Source organism: Pyxidicoccus xibeiensis (genome assembly GCF_024198175.1).
Classification (GTDB): domain Bacteria; phylum Myxococcota; class Myxococcia; order Myxococcales; family Myxococcaceae; genus Myxococcus; species Myxococcus xibeiensis.
In genome coordinates this window covers 151,773-174,757 of record NZ_JAJVKV010000003.1, presented here as the reverse complement: position 1 = coordinate 174,757, position 22,985 = coordinate 151,773, and the positions used below count along the sequence as shown (strand labels likewise).

Here is a 22,985-nt window from a genome sequence, read left to right as displayed (position 1 = left end):
ACGCACGGAGCCAGGCGATGAACCGCAGAGAGACAGTGGTGCTGGAGGACGTGACCCTCGCGTGCCGGGTGGTGGGCGAGGGGCCCGTGGTGATGGCGGTGCACGGCTTTCCGGACACCCCGGAGACGTTCCGCAAGCAGGTGCCCGCCCTGGTGGAGGCCGGCTACCAGGTGGTGCTGCCCACGCTGCGGGGGTACGCGCCGAGCGGGGTGGCGCGCAGCGGGCGCTACGACGCGGTCTCGGTGGTCGGCGACCTGCTGCAGCTCGCCGAGCGCTACTCGCCGGGCCGGCCGGTCCGCTGGCTGGGCCATGACGTGGGCGGGGTGATGGGCTACGTCGCGGCGGGCATGGCGCCCGAGCGCATCTCCCACTTCGCCTCGCTCGCCATCCCCCACGTGCGTGCCTCGCTGCCGGCCTCGCTGGTGCCGGCGCAGGCGCGGCGGGCCTCGCACGTCTTCCTCTTCCAGGTGCCCTTCCTGGGGGAGGCGCGGCTGCGCGCGAGCAACTTCGCACTGGTGGAGCGCCTGTGGCGCAAGTGGTCCCCTGGCTACCAGGAGGACGCGGCGCACCTGGCCGCGGTGAAGGAGGCGCTGCGGGGGCGCGAGCGCGAGGTCCTCTCCTACTACCGCGCGCTGTCCTCCCTCACCTTCGGACGCGCGCGGCGCTGGGCGATGGCCAACGTGGAGGTGCCGACCCTCCACCTGCACGGCGCGCAGGACGGGACGGCAGGCCCGGAGACGTACCTCGGCCAGGAGCGCTTCTTCAGCGGTCCGTTCTCCTTCCGACTCCTCGAGGGGGCAGGGCACTTCCTCCACCTGGAGCGCCCACGGGAGGTGAACGCAGCGCTGCTGGAGTTCTTCGGCAAGCGCTTCGAGGCTCACGGGCCCACCGCGGCGACCGCGAGCTGAGCAGGGAGGGGAGGCGGGCAGGCGCGGAGACCTCCGTTCCGGGGGACAGCGGCGCTATACAGGTGCCCCATGGCGCGCTCCTCCAGCGGCCCTGGCCCCTGGCACCTGCGCCTGCTCGGGCCGGCCCCCATGCTCGAAGGACCCTCGGGCCCGGTCCCCCTCCAGCCGCGCCCGCTGCTGCTGCTCGCCTATCTCGCGCTGGAGGGGCCGACCGCGCGCGCTCGGGCCGCAGCGCTCCTCTGGCCCGACAGCCCGGCCCGCACCGCACGCAACAACCTCGTCCAACTGCTGCGCCGCCTCCGGGCGCTGGCGGGCGAGGCGGCGCTGGTGGAGGGCGAGAGCGTCCTGATGCCGGCGGCCTCGCTGGCGGTGGACGTGGCCCGCGTGCGCGAAGCGGCCCGGGCGGGAGACGCTGCCGAGGTGGTGCGCCACCCGGGCGGGCTGCTCGAGGGAGTGGTGACGCCCGACAGCCCGGAGCTGGAGCGCTGGCTCGAAGGGGCGCGCCTGGCGCTCGAGGCGTGGCGACAGCGTGCACGCGTCGAGGTGCTCGCGCAGCTCGAGGCGGAGGGGGACCTGCGCGCCGCGCAGGCGGTGGCCGAGGGTTGGCTGCAGCAGGACCCCTCCTCCGAGGAGGCTGGCCGCCACCTCATGCGCCTGCTCTACCTGCAGGGGCAGCGCTCCGCGGCGCTCGAGGTGTATGGGGTGCTGAGGCGCACGCTGGCACAGGCCCTGGACGCCCAGCCGTTGCCGGAGACGGAGGCGCTCGGGCGCGTCATCACGCAGGGGGCGCCGCTGCCGGTGCGCGTGCCCGGCGGAGTGCGCCGGCCCCTCGCTCCAGGCCTGCTGCGACCGCCGGTGCTGGCCGGGCGCGAGGAGGCGTGGCGCGCGCTCGAGGAGGGCTGGGAGGCGGGCCAGTTCCTCTTCCTCGTGGGGCCCGCGGGCGTCGGCAAGAGCCGCCTGGCCACCGACTTCGCCGAGTCGCGTGGCCGCTGGGCACTGCTGCCCGGACGTGTGGGTGACCGCGACGTGCCCTACTCCAGCCTGGCGCGCTCATTGCGCGGCTGGATGGCGCAGCAGCCCCAGGTGACCCTCCCCGGATGGGTGCGCCGCGAGCTGCTGCGCATCCTCCCCGAGCTGGGCGAGCCCGGCGAGCGCCCCTCGCCCCTGGTGGACGAGGCGGGCCGCCTGCGCTTCTACGACGCAGCCGCGGAGGCCATGGCGCTGCTGCTCGAAGGCTGCGACGTGATGGTGGCGGAAGACGCGCACGAGAACGACACGGCCAGCGCGGCGGTGGGACGGTACGCGTACGCCAGGCACCGCGCCCGTCCTTCCTCCGCGCGCCCAGGGCCCGGCGTCGCCCGCTGGCTGGTGACGACCCGGCCCGGCCCGGAGTCCGGGGCGGACTGGCACCCCCTCATGCACGCCATGGTGGAGGCGGGGGAGGCGCGCCTGGTGGAGCTCGGGCCGCTGACCCCGGACGCAGTGCGCGCGCTGCTCGAGGGGCTCGGCCTGCCCGGGGTGGAGCGGCACGCGGAGGCGCTGGCGGGCTACACGGGCGGCAACCCGCTCTTCGTGGTGGAGACGGTGAAGCACCTGGTGGAGACGGGCGCGTGGGAGGGCGGGTGGCCCGAGCGGCTGCCGCCTCCCGGCCGCGTGGGCCCGCTCCTCCAGCGGCGCCTCGAGCAGCTCTCGCCGCGGGCACTCGCGCTCGCGCGGGTGGCGGCGCTCGCGGGTACGGCCTTCTCGCTCGAGGTCGCCGCGCGCGTGCTCGAGGAGCGGCCGCTCCCGCTGAGCGAGGCGGCCGCGGAGCTCGAGGCGGCGGGGGTGCTGCGGGAGGAGGGCTTCAGCCACGACCTCCTGCGCGAGGCCGTGGTCGCGGCGGTGCCGCCCGCGCTCGGGCGCATGCTGCACGGCCGGCTCGCGGAGGTGCTCGCCACGCGGCGGGTGGCGCCCGGGGTGGTGGCGCAGCACTTCATGGAGGCCGGCCTTCCCGGGCACGCGGTGCCCCTGCTGTTACGGGCCGCGGAGGCGGACGTGGAGGCGCTGCTGCCGGGCCGGGCCGCGGACCTCTACGCGCGCGCCGCCGCGCTGCTGGAGGCCGCGGGGCAGGGCGCGGCGGCGGCCACGGCGCGCGAGCATGAGGCCGCGTGTCGGCGGCGGGCCACTGTGCGGGAATGAGCTCCCGACAGTCTGGCTGCACCGGAGAGGTTGGCGCACCGTCCGTCAGGCCCCTGGCACCTGGCTTCCAGGTAGCGATGCACCGCGGCTGCCAATAAGGTCTGGATGATGCCTCTCGAGCCACGTCCTGGAGCTGCTGCCACTGACTCCGCTGCGCGGATGGCACGGGCGCTCGTCTCGCTGGAGGGCCTCTCCATCGGGGACGCGTTCGGCGAGCGCTTCTTCGGCCCGCACGAGGTGATGCAGCCGCTGGTGGAGCAGCGTGACCTTCCCCGCGCACCCTGGAAGTACACCGACGACACGGAGATGGCCCTGGCCGTCGTCCAGGTCCTGGAAGACCACGGCCGTGTCGACCAGGACGTGCTGGCGCGCCTCTTCGCGACTCGCTACCGCCGCGACAGGAATCGCGGCTATGGCGGTACGGCGCATGACATCCTGCAGAAGATAGGGCTCGGTGTGCCATGGCGTGAGGTGGCCTCGGAGGTGTTCGACGGCCAGGGCTCCATGGGCAACGGCGGGGCCATGCGAGTCGCGCCCCTGGGGGCCTACTTCGCGGGCGACCTGAGCCAGGTGGTGTCCGAGGCGCGCGCCTCCGCCGAGGTGACACACATGCACCCCGAGGGACAGGCGGGGGCGATTGCCATTGCGGTTGCCGCGGCGTGGGCCTGCCAGTGGCCGGAATCCCGAGCCTCCGCGAGGGAACTGTTCGAGGCGGTGCTGGACGCCACGCCAACAGGCGCGACACGCCAGGGGCTGGAGAAGGCCAGGGCCTGGTCACCCGATGCCAGTCCTTCCTCGGCCGCGCGTGAGCTGGGCAGTGGGCAGAAGGTCATCTCCGAGGACACCGTGCCCTTCGCCGTGTGGTGCGCGGCGAGACACCTCGACTCCTTCGAGGAGGCCCTCTGGACCACCGTGGCCGGCTTCGGAGACAGGGACACCACCTGCGCCATCGTGGGCGGAATCGTCGCGTTGAGCGCGGGGAACTCGTCCATCCCCGCGACGTGGCGCGCGGCGCGGGAACCCCTGCGCCGGCGGGTGTGACGCTGGCGCTTCCGCTCCGGAAGACGGGCTTCCGGGAAACAGGGACCCTGGGCAGGGCGGCAGGCGCTCATCCCACCCTGGCTCACCCGAGGCGGGTGACCGCTGACACCGGGTCTGTCAGCGAGCAGCCAGACGTCGGACCAGAACATGGAGGCCCGGCGGGGCGCGGCTAGAGTCGGGCCGGGTGCATCCGACATGAGCATGAGAGACAGCGGCAGGGGGCGAGCAGGCACGGGGAATCGCGAGTCCGACGCGTCGGGCCCACGTGCGCACCGCGACGACAGGCCTCCCGTGTCCCAGGTGGGGCGTTACCTCCTGCTCAAGCAGCTGGGCCAGGGCGGCATGGGCGTGGTGTACGCCGCCTATGACCCGGACCTGGACCGCAAGGTGGCGCTCAAGCTGCTGCACGCGGACCGCCGGACGGACACGGAAGAGGCCCGGGCGCGGCTGCTGCGCGAGGCGCAGGCCATGGCGCGCGTCTCGCACCCCAACGTCATCCCCATCTTCGACGTGGACGTGTGGGGCGACCGCGTCTTCCTCGCCATGGAGCTGGTGGACGGCGGCACCCTGGGCTCCTGGGTGAAGCAGGGGCAGCGCTCCTGGCGCGAGGTGCTGGAGACCTTCCTCGCCGCGGGCCGGGGGCTCCAGGCCGCGCACGAGGCCGGGCTGGTGCACCGCGACTTCAAGCCCGCCAACGTGCTGGTGGGCCGCACCGGCCGCGTCTTCGTCACCGACTTCGGCCTGGCGCGGCCGGTGGGGGCACTGCCGCGCGAGGAGCCGCCCGCGGGGGATGAGCCCTCGCTCCCCTCGGAGCGGCGCATGCTGGAGACGCCGCTCACCGAGGCGGGCCGCATCATCGGCACGCCCAGCTACATGTCCCCGGAGCAGTTCCGCGGGGACGAGCTGGACCCGCGCTCGGACCAGTTCAGCTTCTGCGTGGCGCTGTACTGGGCGCTCTACCGCCAGCGCCCCTTCGAGCCCGAGAAGATGGAGGCCCATGCCTCCTCCCTGAAGCCCCGGGCGCCGGCCGGCGCGGAGTTCACCGAGCCCCTCCGGGTGACGGCGCCCCTGGTGCGCGAGGCCCCCAAGGCCCCGCCGCCGCCCGCCCTCATCCAGGAGCCGCCGCGCGACGTGAAGGTGCCCGCCTGGGTGCGGCAGGCGGTGATGCGCGGGCTGTCGCTGGACCCGGCCGAGCGCTTCGCCTCCATGACGGAGCTGCTGGGCGCCCTCTCCCAGGAGCACCGCGTGGCCCGGCGCCGCCGCTGGCTGTCGGCCGCGGGCGCCACGGCGGTGGGCGTGGCCCTGGTGGGCGGCGTCCTCTACCAGCAGTCGCGGGTGTGCGCGGCCGCTGGCGCGCGCATGGACGAGGCCTGGAGCCCCCAGGCGCGCCAGCGGGTGGAGGCGGCCTTCCTCGCCACCGGCAAGCCCTACGCACAGGAGCTGGCGGACAAGGCCAGCCAGGTGCTGGACGGCTACGCGGCCGCGTGGAAGCGGCAGAGCACGGAGGCATGCGAGGCCACCCACGTGCAGGGCGTGCAGACCGAGGAGCTGCTGACGCGGCGGACGGGGTGCCTGGCGCGGCGGCAGAAGGACGTGCGCGCCACGGTGGAGCTGCTGGCCAGCGCGGACGCGGCGCTGGTGGAGAAGTCGCTGGACGCGGTGCACGCGCTGCCCTCGCTGCATGAGTGCGAGGACGAGGAGTCGCTCGCCGAGCAGCAGCGGCTGCCCACGGACGCGGCGAAGCGCGCCGACATCGAGCGGCTGGAGGAGCGGCTCGCGGGCGTGAAGGCCCTGGTGGACGCCGGCCGCTACCCGCTGGCGCTGACGGCGGTGCGCGAGCTGGAGGCCGCCGTGCTGGCCACCGGCCACCTTCCGCTCATCGCCGAGCTGCGCTTCCACCTGGGCTGGCTCCAGGAGCAGAACGGCCAGTCCCCCGAGGCCGCGAAGCTGCTCTTCTCCGCCATGCGGGACGCCGAGGCGGGGCGCGCGGACCGGCTGAAGGTCGCCATCCTCAACAAGCTGCTCTACGTGGAGGACGGGCAGCAGCACTTCGAGCCGGCCGCCGGCTGGGGCGAGCTGGCGCTGGCCACCCTCCAGCGGCTGGGCGGCGAGCCGGTGCTCGAGGCCGACGTGCGGGTGAACCAGTCCAACCTCGCCCTGTCCCAGCAGCGCTACGAGGACGCCCGCGCGTTGCTGGAGCAGGCCCGGGCGCTCCAGGCCCAGGCCCTGCCGCCGGGCCACCCCAAGCGCGCGCGGACCACCTTCATGCTGGGCGGCGCCCTGCTGGACTCGGGCGAGCCCCAGAAGGCGGTGGCGCTGCTGGAGGAGGCGCTGGCCCAGACGGAGGCCTCGGTGGGCCCCTGGCACCCGGACATGGCCCAGCGCCACGGCATGCTGTCGCTGACGCTGCGGGAGCTGAAGCAGGACGCGAAGGCGCTGGAGCACGCGAGCGCGGCGGCCCGCATCCGCAAGGCGACGCGGGGCGACACGAGCGTCGCCTACGCGGAGGCGCTGGACGAGGTGGGCATGTGCCTGCACGCGCTGGGGCGCTACGACGAGGCCCTGAAGGCCTACGAGGAGGCGCTGGCCATCAAGCAGCGGGCGCTGCCCGCCGACGACGAGCGGCTCCAGTACTCCCATGACGGCGTGGGCCAGGCCCTGCTGGGGCTGGGCAGGGCGCGCGAGTCGGTGGAGTCGCTGCGGCAGGCCGTCTCCTTCGCCTCGGCGCCGCCGGACGTGCTGGCGGAGTCCGGCTTCGCCCTGGCGAGGGCGCTGTGGCAGCTCCGGCAGCCGCCAGAGGCTCGCGGGCAGGCGGTGCAGGCCCGCGAGCGCTTCAGCGAGGCCGGCCTGAAGGAGCGCGCGGCGGACGTGGACGCCTGGCTGGCGACGCTTCCTCCCGAGCCGCCGCCCCGGCCTGCTCGGAAGCCTGCTCGCAAGGCCCGGCGCTGAAGTCCCGGCAAGGTGGCGCACCGAGGCGGGCGTGTTAGCGTCCCGCCCCGTGGCCCCGTCGAAGGAAGAGGAACGTTTGCTGGAGCCGACGCAGACGCTGAACCGCGCGCGGCAGGGCAGTGTCCGGCTGAAGCTGCTGGTGCTGTCAGGCCCCGAAGCAGGCCAGAGCCATTCGCTCACCCGGCCCGAGTACCTGCTGGGCAAGGCCCCCACGTGTGACATCGTCCTCAGCGACAAGACGATTTCCCGCGAGCACCTGCGGCTGAAGGTCCACGAAGAGCACGTGGTGGCCACCGACCTGGGCTCGCGCAACGGCTCCTCCTGCGACGGCCGCCGCTTCTCCGAGCTGGAGCTGCACCCGGGCACCATCATCACCCTGGGCACCACCGAGCTGAAGCTGGTGCCGGAGGAGACGGCGAAGCGCACCCTGCTGCTCTCCAACCGGGAGCGCTTCGGGGCGCTGGTGGGCACCAGCCGCCGCATGCGCGAGGTGTTCACCCTGCTGGAGCGCCTGTCCCCGGGCGGCGCGGACGTGCTCATCCACGGCGAGACGGGCACCGGCAAGGACTTGTGCGCCGAGGCCATCCACCAGGCCAGCCGCCGCGCCAGCGGGCCCTTCGTCGTCGTGGACCTGGCGGGCGTGGCCCCCTCGCTCATCGAGTCCGAGCTGTTCGGCCATGTGAAGGGGGCCTTCACCAACGCCCAGAGCGACCGTGCCGGCGCCTTCGAGCGGGCCCACAACGGCACCGTCTTCCTGGACGAGGTCGGCGAGCTGCCGCTGGAGCTCCAGCCCCGCCTGCTGCGCGTGCTGGAGCGCCGCCAGGTGAAGCGGGTGGGCGCCAATGACTACATCACCGTCAACATGCGGGTGGTGACGGCCACCCACCAGGACCTCGAGAAGGCGGTCAGCAAGGGCAAGTTCCGCCGGGACCTCTACCACCGGCTGGCCGTCCTCCGCGTGACGATGCCCGCCCTGCGCGAGCGGCCCGAGGACATCCCCCTGCTCATCGACACCATGCTCACGCAGACGGGCCGGCCTCCCAGCGCCCTGTCGGACCAGACGCGCGCGCTGCTCACCCAGTACCCCTGGCCCGGCAACGTGCGCGAGCTGCGCAACGTGGTGGAGCAGGTGGTGAACCTGGGCGAGGAGGCCCTGCAGGACCTGGAGTCTCCCGACACTGAGCGGCGCCCGGGCGCCGTCGACCTGGACCTCCCCTTCAAGGAGGCCAAGGAGCAGCTCGTGGAGGGCTTCGAGCGGGACTACCTGCGAAACCTCCTGGAGCGTTGCGAGGGCAACATCTCCCGCGCCTCCCGCGAGGCCAACATCGACCGCGTCTACCTCCGCAAGCTCCTGCGAAAGCACGGAATCGAACCCGGCGGCGCTGCCGGATGACGCACGTTGGCAACTTTCTCCGGAAAGTGGAGATAAACTGGGGCTGAAGCCATCGTGGCTTCCCCCCCCAATTCTCAGGAAGACCCCCATGCGAGTGAACCGCTTCCAGTCCACCGCCAGGCCCTCGGAGACCCGTGCGCAGCAGGAGGTCCGGCCCTCCGCGCCCACTCCGGCCGCGGACTCCCTTCCGACCGAGCTGGACTGCCTGAAGGGCTACTTCGCCGACAGCTTCGAGCCGGCGGGAGCGCCGGAGGTGCTCCGGCAGACGAAGGAAGTCAACTGCGGCGCCGCGGTGGTCACCATGCTGTCGCAGAAGGCGGGCAAGGACCCGGTGTCCGCGGCGCAGCACATGGACACGCTGGAGTCGCGCTTCACCGACGGCCGGGGCACCGACCCGAAGGAGCTCGCCCGGATGCTCGCGTTCGAGGGCATCGAGGTGAAGAAGGGCACCGCCAACTTCGACATGTCGTCGGTGAACGACGCGCTCGCGCGCGGTGAGAAGGCCGTCGTCCAGGTGGACACGAACCGGCTCGCCACTGGCGTGGACACGAAGGTGGCCGGCGACTCCCACTGGATTGTCGTCGACGGCAAGGACGACCAGGGCAACTACGTGGTGAAGGACACGGGCAACGGCTCCAAGTACGCCGTGTCGGGCCAGCAGCTCGCCGACTCCGTGGGCTCCGCGTGGGAGCTGCACCGCGGCGGCGGCATGCTCGTCGTCGGCGACGCGGCGAAGGACGCGGACGCCAACGCGCTGGCCGAGCAGAGCGCCCAGCGCACCGAGGCGCTGGGCAACACCGATGGTGGCGGCTCGCGGGCGCGTCTCAGCTTCGGCCGCGAGTCCTCCTGAGCCCTTCGCCGCTGCTGCCGGCGGCTTCGCCTACGCCGGCAGCTCGCCCTGGCCGGTGGCCAGGGGGAGTGCTCCGTGGAAACGGCTTCAGCTATCAGCGGGTTGCGTCCCTCGTGCCGGCCTACCCCTCCAGGTCGTTCAGGATGCGGCCGAAGGGCGTGGGCTGGCCGCCCAGCTTCTGGAAGAAGTTGCGGTTGTCGGAGCCCGCGTCGTAGTTGCTCAGGTTGGCGTCGTTCTGGTTCCCGGTGGGGCGCATGCCCGAGTAGTCCAGGCGCGACGGCAGGCCGTGCTCCGCGCGAAGCTTGTTCTCGCTGGGCGCCCAGCCCGCGGGCGTGTGCGGCGTGGGGCGCAGGCCCACCGTCTCGAACTCCTCCGTCAGCCGCAGGCGCGTCTCGAGCGTGTCCTTCATGTCCGCCGAGTGCGACGGGAAACGCTGGAACACGTCCGCGTTGTCGTGCTTGCTGATGGCCAGGGGGCTCACCTGGAGGCCGTTGGCCGCGCGCCAGGCGTGGACGGACTCGTGGCCCAGGCTGTTGAAGCGCGGCCCCGTGTCCAGCTCGTTGTACTTGATGTTGCTGGGCCGGCCCGCGCCGGGCTGGCCGTCGTAGCGGTACGCCGGGCGCATCGAGGAGAAGGTGTTCTCGTGGCGGGGCGCGTGCGACATCGGCATGCGCGCGTCGTTCCGGCCCGAGGCGATGTCAGCCACCGTCACCGGCTTGTTCAGGGTGCCCGTCACGCCGGGGTTCACCGCCTGCGTGCGGCCGTTGAGCTCCGTCATCAGCCGGTGGCCCTCGGGCTTGCCCATCAGCTTGTGCGTGGAGTTGCGCACGTCCGACGTGAAGTCCGCGAAGTCCGCGCCCGACTGGCCGCTGTCACGGCGCGTCCGGATGCCCTGCAGGTCCGGGTGCGCCACACCGTAGTCCGTCGGCTTGAGCTTGCTCTTGCCCGTCTGGAGCTCGCTGTCCGTCAGCTTCGGAGCAGTGGGCTTCGCGGACGTGTCAGGGCTCCGGGGCCGTGAGGAGGACGACGAGGAGGAGGGGGACTTGGGGAGGGAGAAGGAGGGCTTGGTGCGGAGCTTCATGGGGGAGCCTCTGGAGTAGGAGGTAGGCGACGTCCTGACATCAGAGCATGTCTCGTGCCAGCCCTCCCGCGTCCGGCCTCCCGCCCGAGGTCCTGTGATTTCAACAGGTTCCACGAACCCTGGCGTGGGCCAAGGCGGTGCACCCGGTGACGGCGCTCACCGGCTGGTGACTGGCGTCACCAGTCACCGCCCGGCGCTGTGCGAGGCTGACGCGTCCCCCGCCAAGGAGAACGCATGGCTGCCCGCCGTCCTGTCCAAGGTCTCGTGCTGACGCTGGCGCTGGCGTCCACGGCGTCAGCCCACGCGGCGGCGCCCGGGCCCGAGGTCGGGGCGGCCACCCGCGCCTTCAAGGAGCTCGAGCGCACGTGCCGCGCTGACGCGGGCGCCCTCTGGGGCGGCTCGCTCTGCGCGCCCGTGCTGGTGGTGGACGACCAGAGCCGGCGCTTCATCGCGAGCGAGGCGCCGAAGCAGGGCAGGTACCCGGGCCCGCCCTTCACCGGCGAGCTGCCGCCACAGGTGACGGTCGCCAACACCGCCATGGAGTGGGCGGGAACCCTCTGGGTGCAGCTGCTCTGGCCCCTGCCGGAGGACCCGACGGCCCTGCGCGTGATGCTCGCGCACGAGGCCTTCCACCACTTCCAGCGCCGCCAGGGGCTCACCACGGGCGACAGGGCCAATGCGCACCTCGACTCGGCCCGGGGCAGGACCCTCCTGCAGCTCGAATGGCGGGCGCTCGCGCGGGCGCTGGAGTCGCGCGGAGCCACACGCCGCGCCGCGGTGCAGGACGCGCTCGGCTTCCGCACGGCCCGCCGCGCCCTCTTCCCGAAGGCCACGGAGGAGGAGCGCGCGCTCGAGCAGAACGAGGGGCTCGCCGAGTACACCGGTGTGCGGCTGGGTGCCCCGACTGCCGCCGCGCGCCTGGCGCTCGCGAAGACCGCGCTGGCGGAGACCCCCAAGCAGCCCACGCTGGTGCGCTCCCTCGGGCAGGCCTCCGGCCCCGCGTACGGGCTGCTCCTCGACGACGCGGCCGGCGCACGCTGGCGACGCGAGGCCCTGGCGCGGGCGGACCTGGGCGAGCTGCTGGCCCGCGCGCTGTCCCTCGACACGAAGCCTCCGTCGGAGGAGCTGCTCGCCAGTCGCGGCAAGGCCTACGGTGCGCCGGAGCTGGAGCAGCGGGAGGCCGAGCGCGAGCGCGTGGCCCAGGCCCGGCTCGTGACGCTGCGCAAGCGCTTCGTGGAGGGGCCGGTGCTGCGGCTGCCATTCGAGCGCATGAACATCCAGTTCAAGCCCGGGGAGCTGGTGCCCATCGAAGGTGCGGGCACGGTGTACCCGAGCGGGCGCATCGTGGACGCGTGGGGGAGCCTGACGGTGCGCGCGGGCGTGCTGGTGGATGAGCCGTGGAAGAGCGCCACCGTGCCCCTTCCCCTGGAGACCCACGGCAACAAGCTCTCCGGGGACGGCTGGGAGCTCGAGCTGGCCCCGGGCTGGGAGCAGGCGCCGGGCGCGCGCACGGGCGATGTCACCGTGCGCAAGACTCCGGGCTGAAGCGTCCTCACGGAGAACTGCTTTCTCAGCCCCGGGTTTGCGCGACAATGTTTCGCGAGCAGCTCGTCCCCACGCCGCTCACGCAGTACGCAACGCCGCAGGTCCTCGTCATCCCGAGCCTCGGGCTCGAAGTGGGCGTGCCGGTGCAGGTGCTGCCCGAAGGCCGCCCTCTCCCGGTCGCGGAAGAGGGCGGTCCAAGGCCGGAGCCGGCCGCGGCTCAACGCCGGCAGTAGCTCGGCATGGTGCTCGGCAGTCCCCCCGCGTAGGGCGACGGGACGGTGCCGAACGGATGGGCCTGGAGGAACTGCCAGACCGCCGCGCGCGCGTCCGTGGGGATGGTGTGCCCCCTGCCGTGGTTGCACAGCATGGCGAACTGGTTCTTGGACCTCAGGTCGTTGTAGTAGTTCGTGCTCACCGTCTGGAAGTTGATGACGACCTGGTCGTTCGGGCCTCCGTGGAAGATCATGGCGGCGAACCTGTTCGTCGGGTCCTGCGTCGGAATCGTGGAGCTCCTTCCACCCGAGTAGGTCGCCACGCTGGCGATGTAGCCCGAGCGGCGGTAGCTCATCTGCGTGGTGTTCAGGCCTCCCGCGCTCATGCCCATGCTGTGGATGCGGCTCACATTGATGCCAATCTTCTGGATGGCGCAGGCCAGGACCTCGTCGGCCACGCGGAAGTCATCGTCGCGTGACGTGGACGAGACGTAGAACCAGGGGAAGGTGCCCGCGGCGGGGTCGCGCGCCGGCGCCGCGACGATTCCACCCTGGGCCTTGATGGCTTCAATCTGCGCCGCGCCGATGCCCGTGGTGGCCTCGGTCGGCGAGCTGCCCGTGCCGTGCCAGTAGAAGACGAGCGGGCCATCCAGCGTCCTCGCCGCGTCCGACATCCAGATGCGCACCGAGCGGGCCGGGATTCCCGCCGGCCGGAAGGTGAGCGTCCCGTCCTGGAACTCGGGGCAGACGCCGGTGGGCCTGGGAATGAAGGTGGGAGAGGGCTGGGCCAGACTGGCGCTCGTTTCCACCAGCGCCCCGGCAGCGCTGTCCTCCGCGCTGTTCCACGAACCTCCCTCTTCACCCCCACATGCGGACACAGTCACGACAAGAGCGGCGGCAAGGACTCTCTTCATGGCAGACACCCTCCCGGCAAGACACCGGTCAATGGGAAGACATCACTTGAGCACCTCTTGAACTGGAAATAAAAGTAAATCAGTACAGACGTAAAAATCGAGAAAAAGCCGACGCTGGTCGTCCTGGACAGGGCCTGAGATAAGGGGGACCTCCCACTGCCCGTGCGTGAACACCCATGACCTCCACCGTGGCCGCCCCTCCTGCTGGAACGAGCGCGCTCCGCATCCCCGGATACCGGACGTTTCTCATCACGTTCATGTTGGCGATGATGGCCGACAACATCGAGCACGTGATCAGCTACTGGGTGGCGTTCCAGAAGTTCCACTCGCCGGCGCTGGGTGGGTTCGCGGTGGTGTCTCACTGGCTGCCCTTCCTGATGTTCTCGGTGCCGGTGGGCGCGCTCAATGACCGGTTCGACTCCAGGCGCCTCATCCAGGCCGGCATGGTGCTCTTCATCGCCGCGTCGGTCGGGTGGGGCTACTTCTTCGTCACGGACTCCCTGCAGATGTGGCACGCGATGGTGCTGCTCACGCTCCATGGCTGCGCGGGAGTCCTCTGGAGCACCTCCAGCCAGATGTTGCTCTACGACATCGTGGGCACGAGCTCCCTGGCCAGCGCGGTGCGCCTGAACGCGACGGCGCGCTACCTCGGCGTCCTGGTGGGCCCCGGAGTGGGCAGCATCATCATGCGGACGCTCGGGCCGACCCGGGGCATCTTCGTCAACACGCTGTTCTATCTGCCCCTCCTGCTCTGGCTGGTGAGCGCCCCCTATGGCCGGCACTTCCGCCAGGGCACGACGGGCCCCAAGCGTGCCGTCCGAGGCTTCGCCGACATCGTCCAGACGCTCCGTGACGTGCGCGGGCTGCCCGTGGTCGCGTCCATGGTGGTGCTGGCGGGGGCCGCCTCCTTCTTCATCGGCAACAGCTACCAGGCGCAGATGCCGGGCTTCGCCCATGAGCTGGGCCATGGAGACCCCGGCCTGACCTATACGCTCCTGCTGGGAGCGGATGCGGCCGGTGCGCTGCTCGCGGGCGTCCTGCTCGAGACGCGCGGGACCTGGCTGACGACGACGGCGGCCTCCGCGTTGAAGCTTGCGTTCCTGTGGGGCTGCTCGCTCTTCGCGTTCTCGTTCATGAGCTGGTATCCGGCGGCCATCTGCGTGCTGTTCCTGGCCGGGTTCCTCGAGCTGTCCTTCAGCAGCATGACCCAGGCCCTCGTGCAGCTGAACGCGCCGGACGCCATCCGGGGCCGCGTCCTGGGGCTCTTCAGCATGTCGGCCATGGGCCTGCGGGCCTTCAGCGGCGTGACGGTGGGCCTGCTGGGGAGTGTGACCAACATCCACCTCTCGCTCGCCCTGTCCGCCCTGGCCTTCGTGGTGGTGGCCGGCCTGCTGCTGCTCCGCAAGCCAGGGAGACCTTCCACGGACCGGTCCCCATGAGCGACGACGCCGACGACCTCCTGCGCAAGAGCCAGCGGCTTGCCCGGGAGCTGCTCGAGGCGATGCAGCGGCCCGCCGGGGACGCCGAGCAGGCCGAGCGCGCCGCCTCCGAAGCGCAGAAGGCACGCACGGATGCCGCCGCGCTCGAGGACTACTACCAGCGCACAGGGCAGGCCGAGCCCGACCGGACGCCGCGCGCGCGGACGACGCAGGAGATGCGGTTCGCGGCCTCGCTCGTGCCGTGCCCGGGTTGCGGCAGCCGGCAGCCGGCGAAGTATGAGCTGACGCGCGGCGGTTCCATGTCCACGCTGACGGGGCCGTGCCCGCAGTGCGGTACGCGGCGCGCCCACGCGTGGGCGACCGAGGGCGACCCGCTGAAGGGCGCGGCGGCGGTGTACGAGCTCGGGGACAGCCGGCCGTCGCAGCTCATCTCGGTCGGCCAGTTCATGGCCGAGTACGACCGGGTCCTGCCATTCCTGCGCGAGGACCCCGAAGCGCTCGCCCCGGTCGACTGGAAGGCCACCGTGAGTCAGCTCCATCACGCGCTGACGTGCGTGCTCGAGCTGCGCAAGTTCGTCCCGGCGAACATGAAGGTGATTCCGGATACCCGGCTCGACGAGGCGACCCGCGGGGACCGCGTCGCGCGGCGCGCGCGCTACACGGCCGCATGGCTTGATGCCGAGGTCGCGCGGATTCGCGAGCTCCTCGCGCGCTACGCGGCGGACGCGCCGCGAATCTGGGCGCTCGACAGTGAGGCCAACCCTCCGCCCGTCCAGCACGGCGCCATCGACCGCAACAGCTTGCGCGCACACGAGGCCTGGCTCAGGCGGGGCCGCACGGGGGAGGGGCGGCTGGACGTGGCAGGCTTCAACGCCAAGGGGCTGCGGCTCGGCGGTGCGCTGTTCTCGGAGGCCCTGCTCGCGCGCGTGACGTTCGACCAGGCGAACCTCGGCGCGGCGCGCTTCGGCCGCAGCGAGCTCACGGAGGTGTCGATGGACCGCGCCGCGGCGACGTCAATCGACCTGAAGGGCGCGAAGCTCACTCGCGGCACCTGGAAGCAGACCGACCTGCGGCTCGCGACGTTCGACGGAGCGGTGATTGAGGAGACCGCGTTTCCGCACTGCGACTTCGACCGCAGCACCTGGTCGGGCGCACGCATCACAGCAGCGAGCTTCGAGCACGCGCGCTTCGGGAACGCCCGCCTCGATGGCGCGGTGTTCGCGGGCTGCGTGTTCCGCGACGCGTGGTTTGCCCCGACGACGGACAGGCCGTACCCGACGACCGCGGGCGCGAAGTTCGAGGACTGCGATTTGCGGCGCACGCTGTGGACCGGGCGCGACCTCTCGGGCGCGACCTTCCTCCGGTGCAAGCTCGGCGGTGCGCGCGGCGAGCCCGCGTCGCTCGAGGGTGCGGTGTTCCTCGAGACCGACCTGTCGCCCGACGGCGACGGGTCCGACCGGGTCTCCGATGTCGCCAGCGTCCTCGCCCGGCTGCGAGGCGGGTAGCGTCGCCCGTCGCTTCCGCGCGGACCTCGGCGTGGGAAGCAGCGGAGGGGCAGGTAGGATGTCCTGGAGCCCCGGGGCGCCGCCCCGGCAATCCCAGCCGGGGGGACCGTGGGGAGAACCGCTTCAGGACAAGAGGGAGAAAGACCGATGCTCAAGAGAGCAGCAGTCCTCGTGGTGAGCTGTGGCGCGTTGCTGGCCGGCTGCGGTGCCGACGTGCAGGCCGAGAACCAGGAGATCATCTCCAACCTCATCGAGGCGGGGATTCCGGCCGGCGACATCACGGTCGTCGATGAGGCCGTGTACATGGGGCGCGACACCCACGTGAGCCTGGAGGCCTCCCGGGAGCTGCTCCAGCGTGGTGAGGGGAGCCAGGAGCACTACAGGAGCACCAATCTCGTCAGCACCGCCGTGACGAAGATCTGCATCAACCCCACGGCCTCGTTCAACAGCTACTCCGTGCTCAGCCAGGGGCTCAACCTGGCCATCGTCAATTACAACAGCCTGGCGCTCAGGATTACCTTCGCGCGCGGTCCGACCACCGGCTGCACCGCGAACATCACCGCGAAGACCCTGGCCGGCACCAGCGTCTCGTCGGGGCTTCCCTCGGGCGGACTTCCCTACAACACCATCGGCATCGGCACCGGGCTGAACAACGTCGGCACTGACGTGGTCGAGCACGTCATCACCCACGAGCTGGGCCACACCATCGGCCTGCTCCACACGGACGCCTACAATCCGTCCATCAGCTGCGGCCCCGGCGGCGGCGGCTCCCCGGGCCCTGGCGTGGGGGGAATCCTCATTCCCGGGACGCCGACCACCGCCACGCCGGGCGGCTCCATCATGAACACCTGCATGTCGCCCGATACGGACGGCGAGTTCACCAGCTCTGACCGCACGGCGTTGAACTACCTCTACTGATAGAAGCGGCAGAGCGCTACGAACGACACCCGAGGGCGCCGGGGCGCCCTCGGGTGTTTCCAGCACGCCGCGGGACTACTTCACCGCGCCCGCCGGAATCTCGACCACGTACGTGTCGACATCGAAGTCGTTGCTCGAGTTCCAGTTGGAGCTGAACGCCACCCGCGTGAAGTCGAGGTTGACGCTGGCGTGCGGCTCGGGCCAGTAGTCGGTCTCGTCGACGTTACCTTTGCTGCGGTGGTGGGCCAGCGTGTAGATGGTCGGGTTGGCCTTCAGCTGCACGGCCATCACCTTGCGGTGCAGCCACTGCAGGGAGCCGCCGTAGTCGCCATAGGTGCTGACCACCACCCAGCCGGGCTTGGCAAAGGCCTTGCCCGAGATGTGCAGCGCCGTCGCGGTGCCAGCGACGTACGTCGGGAACAGATCCGTGCGCACGCCGGTGCGCAGGTTCACCATGAACACGGGCCCGCCGGTGCCCTGATAGTCGACAGCCACATAGATGTCGTCGCCGTTGACGTCCAATGCGATGTCCGAGTGCTCGGACTTGTGGTGCAGCCGGGTCTGCTTGGTGAAGTCCAGCGAGAACGCCGTCGTGCCCAGGGCCCCATCGGTGGACACCACGCAGCTCTTGCCGCTGGGGGCCATGCTCACATGGTCGGGCCGCTCGCCGTGGGTGTCGTACATGCCCAGGATGGTGTTGGTGTCGCGGTCCCAGGTGAACACGCCCAGGCTGCCCCAGTTGGCGTCGTCGACCATGAAGCACCAGTAGCGCCGGTCCGCCGAGGGCGAGCCCTCATTCCGCGTCGAGGCATAGAGCGCGGTCGGCCACCGGGCCTTCAGCCGTGTGCCGAAGTCGCCCACGGTGCGGGTGTCGCCTGTCTTGACATTCAGCTCGATGAGCTTCATGCCGACGCCATTGGTGGGCAGGTAGTAGATGAGGTCCGGATTCGTCGGGTGCCACTGCGGCTCCGCGTCCGAGGCAGGGCCCGACAGCTGCTTCAGGCGCACCCGGGTGTTGGCGTCATACACATGCCAGGTCCCAAGGTTGTAGCCGTAGACCAGCTGCTTCGTGCTGTCCGCGTTGAAGGCCTGGCGGCGCGAATAGTCGTTGCGGGCAAAACCCGAGACGCCGTCCGCCTTGTAGTCGGTGGCGCGCACGAAGCACGTCTTGTACGTGGGCTCCGAGAGGGCCACGCCCTTGGCGGGCTTCGCCCACGTGGGAACCGGGGTCGCCTGGCGGGCGGTGGAGAGCGCGAAGTCGGGCGAGTAGAACGCGGCGCAGGCCGGGCTGAGCGGCCCGCCTGCCGGGGGGGCCGTCGGCGTGCTGCGCTCGCACGTCTTGAACTGGCCAGGCGCGGGGTCCGGGCTGAAGAAGCAATACACGCGGCCCGCCGGCAGCTCCCGGGTGAGCCACTTGTCACCCGCACCGAACCGGACCGTCGAAGGCTTGTCCAGCGTGAAGTACTGATACTGATTCGCTACGGTCTCCCAGCCCGCTGGGGCGAGCGCGGACTCGGCTGACGCCGGCTCGTGCGCGGTTTCCACTCCCTCGCCGCCACAACCCACCAGGGCCAGAGACATCATTGCTGCCTTCCACACCACCACGTCGAACTTCCAGCCACGACTCATGTCAAACGCTCCTCGTTGGGGGGGCCGACCGCGAAAAACACAGTCAGGCTATACGCGCTTTGATTGGCTTTGCAATAGACGCGATTAACCGTCAAAACATGAGAAAACGTTTCGCATGTCCTATGTGAGAAATGGGGTCTCCATACTCCACGTTGTTGTCTTCACCCTGCACTGTGGGGGCTCCCCCCTGCAGAGTGGGGGCTTCACCCTGCACATTGGGGTCACCGCACTACAGGCGGGGTTCCAGGTCGGCGCCCACGTAGAGGCGGCTGCATCCAGGAGGGGAGCTGTGTCGCGTCGGCGCGACACCGAAAAGCCTGTCTGGCTATTGCGTTGCCCGCCCAGACGTCTCGGCTTCCAGGCGTCTGGAGCGCGTCCGTGCTCCTGGATGGAGAGGCTTTGAGTTGCATTTGAGCACCATCAATTGGGTGCTTCTCGACCGGCTGTCGCAGGCATCGGTCCTCGAGCGGCACCTCTGCAAGCCTCGGGCGGACGCTCCGCGCACGGTGGCTGCTGGCGCTCGTAGATACGGACGTAGTCCACGTACACGCGCTGCGGGAACCGGCTCAGGTCCACGCCCTGCTGACCGCCCCAGGAGCCGATGCGGTCCGGGAACCACTCGATGGCGTACAGGTGGTAGTAGAACGGCGTGTGGACGGTGCCGTGGAGGGGGCGGGTCGAAGCCGACGTACTCCATGATGTCGATTTCGCCGCACGAGGGCCCGCCGACCTGGTCGATGTCGGTGCCCAGCATCCAGAAGGCCGGCCAGGTGCCCTTGCCGGTGGGCAGCTTCGCTCGCACTATTCGAGCCCCGGTGCAACCGCCCGCCGCGCCCGTGGGGAGGGGCGCGGCGAGCGACGTTGCCTCCCGGGCATCAGCTCCGGCGGCGGCGCAGGAGGGCCCACGAAGCCCCTGCCGCCATGAGGCCCCAGCCGGGCCCACCACCAGCGGCGGCGCATCCACCACCGCCGTCCTCACCGCCCCCCGGGGCCGGTTCCTCGACGGGGGTTCCGTTCCCCACCTTCACGGTCAGCTTCGCCGACGCGGCCCTGTCTCCCTCGCTGCTCTGGTCCGCATTGGAGGAGTTGCCAGCGCCGAAGAGCGTGAGCGTGACGTCGGTCGCAGGCGCGACGAGCGAGAAGTCGAAGCGCACCTCATTGCCCGTGAAGGGGCGTGGCGCGGAGTGGGTCAGCTCGCTGCCCAGCTTCTTCAGCCCGGCCCCTCCCTGAAGGCTGGCCTGCGTGTTGTCCACGGCGATATCCGCGCCTCCCGTCTTCGCCGGACCGCCACGGATGATGAAGGTGTACTGGCCGGTCGCTCCAGGCGCGAGTGACGCAGGGCCCTCGAACTCGACCGTGGGAAGCTGACCGCCCTGATGACACACACTGCAGGCCGCCCCGTCCTTGCCGGACTGGCCGGCAATGCCAGTGCTGGTGGCGAAGGCGGGAGTTGACCACGACAGGGTAATGGCAAACATGCCGACGATTCGGAATGGGATTCGCATCGGATTTCCAGGAGTGGGTGAAGCGAGGAGCGCTACCGCAGCTGGAGGAAGGAGAAGGACAGCCCCTGATAGGTCAGCGTGGGCTTGCCGCTGTCTTCCAGCACATGCAACGTCGTGGACGAGGCGCCCGCCCCGAACTCCGTGTAGAGCGTCTGGTTCTCCGACTCGAAGAGGAAGACGCTGCCCGAGGTCGACGGGAAGTCCGCCTTGCGCGTCGCCGTCAGCGAGTCGAGCTTCAGCTCCCACCACTGCCAGCCCGTCCCGCTCGCCACGGTGCGCGGATGGGTGCCCTCGAGGACCGGAGCGATGCTCTCGTCGAGCACCCGCACGTACGCCGTGCCCTGCGCTCCCGGGATGAGTGCGCCCGCGGTTCCGCCTCCCACCAGGTCCTCGAGCGAGCGGTAGAAGGTCGGGTCGAAGGCGCGCGTCCGGGGATTGAACCGGAGCAGGCACGGCTCGGGGACCTCTTCGCCGACCACGCGGCGCACCGCGGCCCCGTAGGCTTCCGTCGCGACATAGGCCTGCCCATCGGCGCCCAGGGCGATGTCGTGCGTGTAGCCACAGCGGTCATCCGTGGCGATGGTGGCCACGTCCGTCGCCGTGTCGATGGAGACCACGCCCGCCTTCGGGGTGATTCCCACGCCCGTCACGGGACGCCAGCCCACGGGCATGAGGAGCTGCCCACCGGTCTGCGCGACGACGCCCGAGAAGGCGAGAATCGTCTCCGGGATGGTGAGCGCGTCGAGCGGAATGGTGCCCGTGACAGTCATCGCCGTCGGGTTCCAGATGACGACCTGCGCGGTGGCCCCGTCGAAGTAGTACGCCTTCGTCTCCGAGATGAACTGGAAGCTGGCCTGGTACTCTCCCAGCTCCGTCACGCCCAGGCTCGCGAAGCTCACGGTGCCGGACGGCTCCAGCCGCTCGGCGTCGTTCAGCGAGTAGCGGGTCACCGTCGCGCTCGCGTCGCTCACCACGTAGAGCGAGCCCGACTTCGGAATGCCGACGCCGAGCGCGCGGCCCGGCACCTTGATGGCGTTGTCCAGCGGGAGCGACGCGGCCCGCTCGGCCTCGGTCGTCACGACGACGTAGCTCTCGACCGGGTCCGCCACGAGCTGCTGCGTCGTGATGGCATACAGCGCAGGGGCGGCGTCCTTCTCGTCCGAGTCACCACACCCGGCGAACAGCGACAGCGCGAGCAGCGCGGTGGAGACACGCAGGGAAGAAGAGACAACAGGCTGCTGCATTGAAACGGCCTTTCTGCGAGGGGGGGATGGGATGCGCCATTTCACGGGGCTCGCGGGCCGCTCAGATGGAAATGATACGCATTCTCAATATCAGCGAATAAACCGGCGAAGCCTCCATGTCAAGAAGGTGGCGCGCAACCTTCAAAGCCTGTTCGACGGCGGAGGAGGGCCGTCCAGCCGCCCCGTCCAGAACCCCCTCCCTGGGTGCCGCAGGACCGGCACTGCCCGCATGGGTTCGGTTCAGCCCCGGCACCGGACGCGAATCGTCGGTCCCGCAACGAGCAGCGTGCCTCCCGTCTCAGGACGCCCCAGGCAGGCTCCGTACAACCCCGCCAGGCCGCTCTGGCCTGGGTGCGGGCCCACCCTGGCAGTCGGAGCAGATACACACGTTTTACGTGTCTCAGGCACCTCCCTGCTCTGGATGGCTTTACCCGCCCCAGGGGAAGAAGAGGCCGCCTGCCCTCGACAACGAAATGTGACTGGAATTATACAGAACGGGTCCTTCACGTAATCGAGCGCGTTATCGCGCGGAGCGAGCAGCGGCATCCCCTGGATGTCCCTGAAAGGCCCCTTCATGTCTGCCGTCCGTGGTCTCGTCCTGTGTACCGCCCTCTTCGCAGCGGGTGCCGCCTCCGGCATGCCGCTCGAGGACGGGAAGTTCTTCATCAATGGCTACGGGCGTCTGGCCACCGGCAAGAGCTGGGGCAACAACTACCTGGGCACGAATCAAGACGTCGGGCTGCACGACATGGGCTCGACGCTCATGTTCCGCGCCCTGCCCGTGGAGCGGCTGACGCTCAACACCCAGTTCTCCTTCGAGAAGATCTCCACCAGCGCCGACTTCAAGCCGAGCGTGGACTACGCCTTCGCCGAGTGGGCCTTCTCCGACAAGCTGCGCCTGCGCGCCGGCCGCAACCAGCTGCCCCTGGGGCTGTACTCCGAAATCTACGACGTCGGCACCCTGCGCCCCTTCAACCAGCTGCCCCAGGGCACCTATGGCGGCACGTCGATTGGCGTGGAGAACTACGACGGCGTGGGGCTCACCGGCCGCGTCAGCGTCACCGGTGAGTGGATGGTGGAGTACGACGCCTACGGCGGCTTCCTGGACCTGAAGGACCCGCTCTCCGCGGCCTGCGGCACGTCCGGGCAGTGTGAGCGCCCGGCGCAGGTGCTGGGTGGGCGCCTGTCGCTGTGGACGCCGGTGGAGGGCCTGCGCTTCACCACGTCCGGCTACGCGTCGAGAGACCCCGAGAAGCTGCAGGGGGAGCACCAGGTGCGCGGCGTGGTGGGGCTGGGCGCCGAGTACCTCGGCGAGTCATTCTGGGCCCGCGCGGAGTTCTTCAACCTGTTCTCCGAGGCGGCCGACACGCGGGCCGGCTACCTGGAGCTGGCGTACTTCCTCACCCAGCACTGGCAGGTGGCCGGACGCCTGGAAAGCTCGCGCAGCTGGCTGCCCGGGTTCCCCGCCTCCGCCCTCACGCTGCTCCGCCACCGCGAGGCCGCGGTGGGCGTGAACTTCTGGGTCACCCCCCAGTTCGTCTTCAAGCTCTCGTTCCACAACGTCATCGGCAACCGCTTCGCACGGCCCGCTGACCCGGCCACGCCCATCGCCAGCCTCGAGCCCCACACGCGCACCGTGTCGCTCGGCACGCAGTTCAGCTTCTGAAGACCGCC

16 protein-coding genes are annotated in these 22,985 nt (G+C 70.8%); 11 read left to right on the top strand and 5 right to left on the bottom strand.

Annotated elements, in window-relative coordinates; translation table 11 throughout:
• The first annotated feature begins 17 nt into the window (after positions 1 to 17).
• The 6 genes from LXT23_RS13390 (at position 18) to LXT23_RS13365 (ending at position 9,319) form a co-directional block, all read left to right on the top strand.
• Complete coding sequence (locus LXT23_RS13390) at positions 18 to 908, top strand: alpha/beta fold hydrolase (protein ID WP_253980561.1); 891 nt, start codon at positions 18 to 20, stop codon at positions 906 to 908.
• 69 nt (positions 909 to 977) lie between these two features.
• A complete protein-coding gene (locus LXT23_RS13385; protein ID WP_253980560.1) occupies positions 978 to 3,086 on the top strand; it encodes a BTAD domain-containing putative transcriptional regulator in 2,109 nt (702 codons plus the stop codon).
• Between the two features lie 159 nt (positions 3,087 to 3,245).
• Entirely contained in the window at positions 3,246 to 4,127 is an 882-nt protein-coding gene (locus LXT23_RS13380) for an ADP-ribosylglycohydrolase family protein (RefSeq protein ID WP_253980559.1), read from the top strand.
• 195 nt (positions 4,128 to 4,322) lie between these two features.
• Complete coding sequence (locus LXT23_RS13375) at positions 4,323 to 7,076, top strand: protein kinase domain-containing protein (RefSeq protein ID WP_253980558.1); 2,754 nt, start codon at positions 4,323 to 4,325, stop codon at positions 7,074 to 7,076.
• A gap of 49 nt (positions 7,077 to 7,125) precedes the next feature.
• Positions 7,126 to 8,469, top strand: a complete 1,344-nt coding sequence (locus LXT23_RS13370; RefSeq protein WP_407692889.1) for a sigma 54-interacting transcriptional regulator — start codon at positions 7,126 to 7,128, stop codon at positions 8,467 to 8,469.
• 88 nt (positions 8,470 to 8,557) lie between these two features.
• Positions 8,558 to 9,319 carry a cysteine peptidase family C39 domain-containing protein gene (locus tag LXT23_RS13365; protein ID WP_253980556.1) on the top strand — a complete coding sequence of 254 codons (762 nt, stop codon included), beginning with the start codon at positions 8,558 to 8,560 and terminating at the stop codon, positions 9,317 to 9,319.
• Positions 9,320 to 9,440: 121 nt separating this feature from the next.
• On the opposite strand, the gene LXT23_RS13360 is transcribed toward LXT23_RS13365, so the two are convergent.
• Complete coding sequence (locus tag LXT23_RS13360) at positions 9,441 to 10,400, bottom strand: M91 family zinc metallopeptidase (protein WP_253980555.1); 960 nt, start codon at positions 10,398 to 10,400, stop codon at positions 9,441 to 9,443.
• 234 nt (positions 10,401 to 10,634) lie between these two features.
• Between LXT23_RS13360 and LXT23_RS13355 the strand changes: the two genes are divergently transcribed.
• Complete coding sequence (locus LXT23_RS13355; protein WP_253980554.1) at positions 10,635 to 11,945, top strand: hypothetical protein; 1,311 nt, start codon at positions 10,635 to 10,637, stop codon at positions 11,943 to 11,945.
• A 217-nt stretch (positions 11,946 to 12,162) separates the two neighbouring features.
• Here LXT23_RS13355 and LXT23_RS13350 read toward each other — a convergent pair whose 3' ends face one another.
• Positions 12,163 to 13,071 carry a hypothetical protein gene (locus tag LXT23_RS13350; RefSeq protein WP_253980553.1) on the bottom strand — a complete coding sequence of 303 codons (909 nt, stop codon included), beginning with the start codon at positions 13,069 to 13,071 and terminating at the stop codon, positions 12,163 to 12,165.
• A 176-nt stretch (positions 13,072 to 13,247) separates the two neighbouring features.
• Here LXT23_RS13350 and LXT23_RS13345 point away from each other — a divergent pair, with 176 nt between their 5' ends.
• The 3 genes from LXT23_RS13345 (at position 13,248) to LXT23_RS13335 (ending at position 16,933) form a co-directional block, all read left to right on the top strand.
• On the top strand, positions 13,248 to 14,510 hold the full coding sequence (locus LXT23_RS13345) for an MFS transporter (protein WP_253980552.1): 1,263 nt from the start codon (positions 13,248 to 13,250) through the stop codon (positions 14,508 to 14,510).
• The gene (locus LXT23_RS13340) at positions 14,507 to 16,015 is read left to right on the top strand and encodes a pentapeptide repeat-containing protein (RefSeq protein ID WP_253980551.1); all 1,509 of its coding nucleotides are present in this window, start codon (positions 14,507 to 14,509) and stop codon (positions 16,013 to 16,015) included. The genes LXT23_RS13345 and LXT23_RS13340 overlap by 4 nt, the downstream gene beginning before the upstream one ends.
• Positions 16,016 to 16,162: 147 nt before the next feature.
• Positions 16,163 to 16,933: a M57 family metalloprotease gene (locus LXT23_RS13335; protein ID WP_253980550.1), complete on the top strand. Its 771-nt coding sequence runs from the start codon at positions 16,163 to 16,165 to the stop codon at positions 16,931 to 16,933.
• A 75-nt stretch (positions 16,934 to 17,008) separates the two neighbouring features.
• On the opposite strand, the gene LXT23_RS13330 is transcribed toward LXT23_RS13335, so the two are convergent.
• The 3 genes from LXT23_RS13330 to LXT23_RS13315 form a co-directional block, all read right to left on the bottom strand.
• Positions 17,009 to 18,562, bottom strand: a complete 1,554-nt coding sequence (locus tag LXT23_RS13330) for a hypothetical protein (RefSeq protein WP_253980549.1) — start codon at positions 18,560 to 18,562, stop codon at positions 17,009 to 17,011.
• A gap of 875 nt (positions 18,563 to 19,437) precedes the next feature.
• Entirely contained in the window at positions 19,438 to 20,067 is a 630-nt protein-coding gene (locus LXT23_RS13320) for an MXAN_6652 family MXYO-CTERM-anchored protein (RefSeq protein WP_253980548.1), read from the bottom strand.
• Positions 20,068 to 20,099: 32 nt separating this feature from the next.
• On the bottom strand, positions 20,100 to 21,311 hold the full coding sequence (locus LXT23_RS13315) for an MxcI protein (protein ID WP_253980547.1): 1,212 nt from the start codon (positions 21,309 to 21,311) through the stop codon (positions 20,100 to 20,102).
• A 574-nt stretch (positions 21,312 to 21,885) separates the two neighbouring features.
• Between LXT23_RS13315 and LXT23_RS13310 the strand changes: the two genes are divergently transcribed.
• Positions 21,886 to 22,977 (top strand): hypothetical protein, encoded by a 1,092-nt coding sequence (locus LXT23_RS13310; RefSeq protein ID WP_253980546.1) that lies wholly within the window; start codon positions 21,886 to 21,888, stop codon positions 22,975 to 22,977.
• The last annotated feature ends 8 nt before the right edge of the window (positions 22,978 to 22,985 follow it).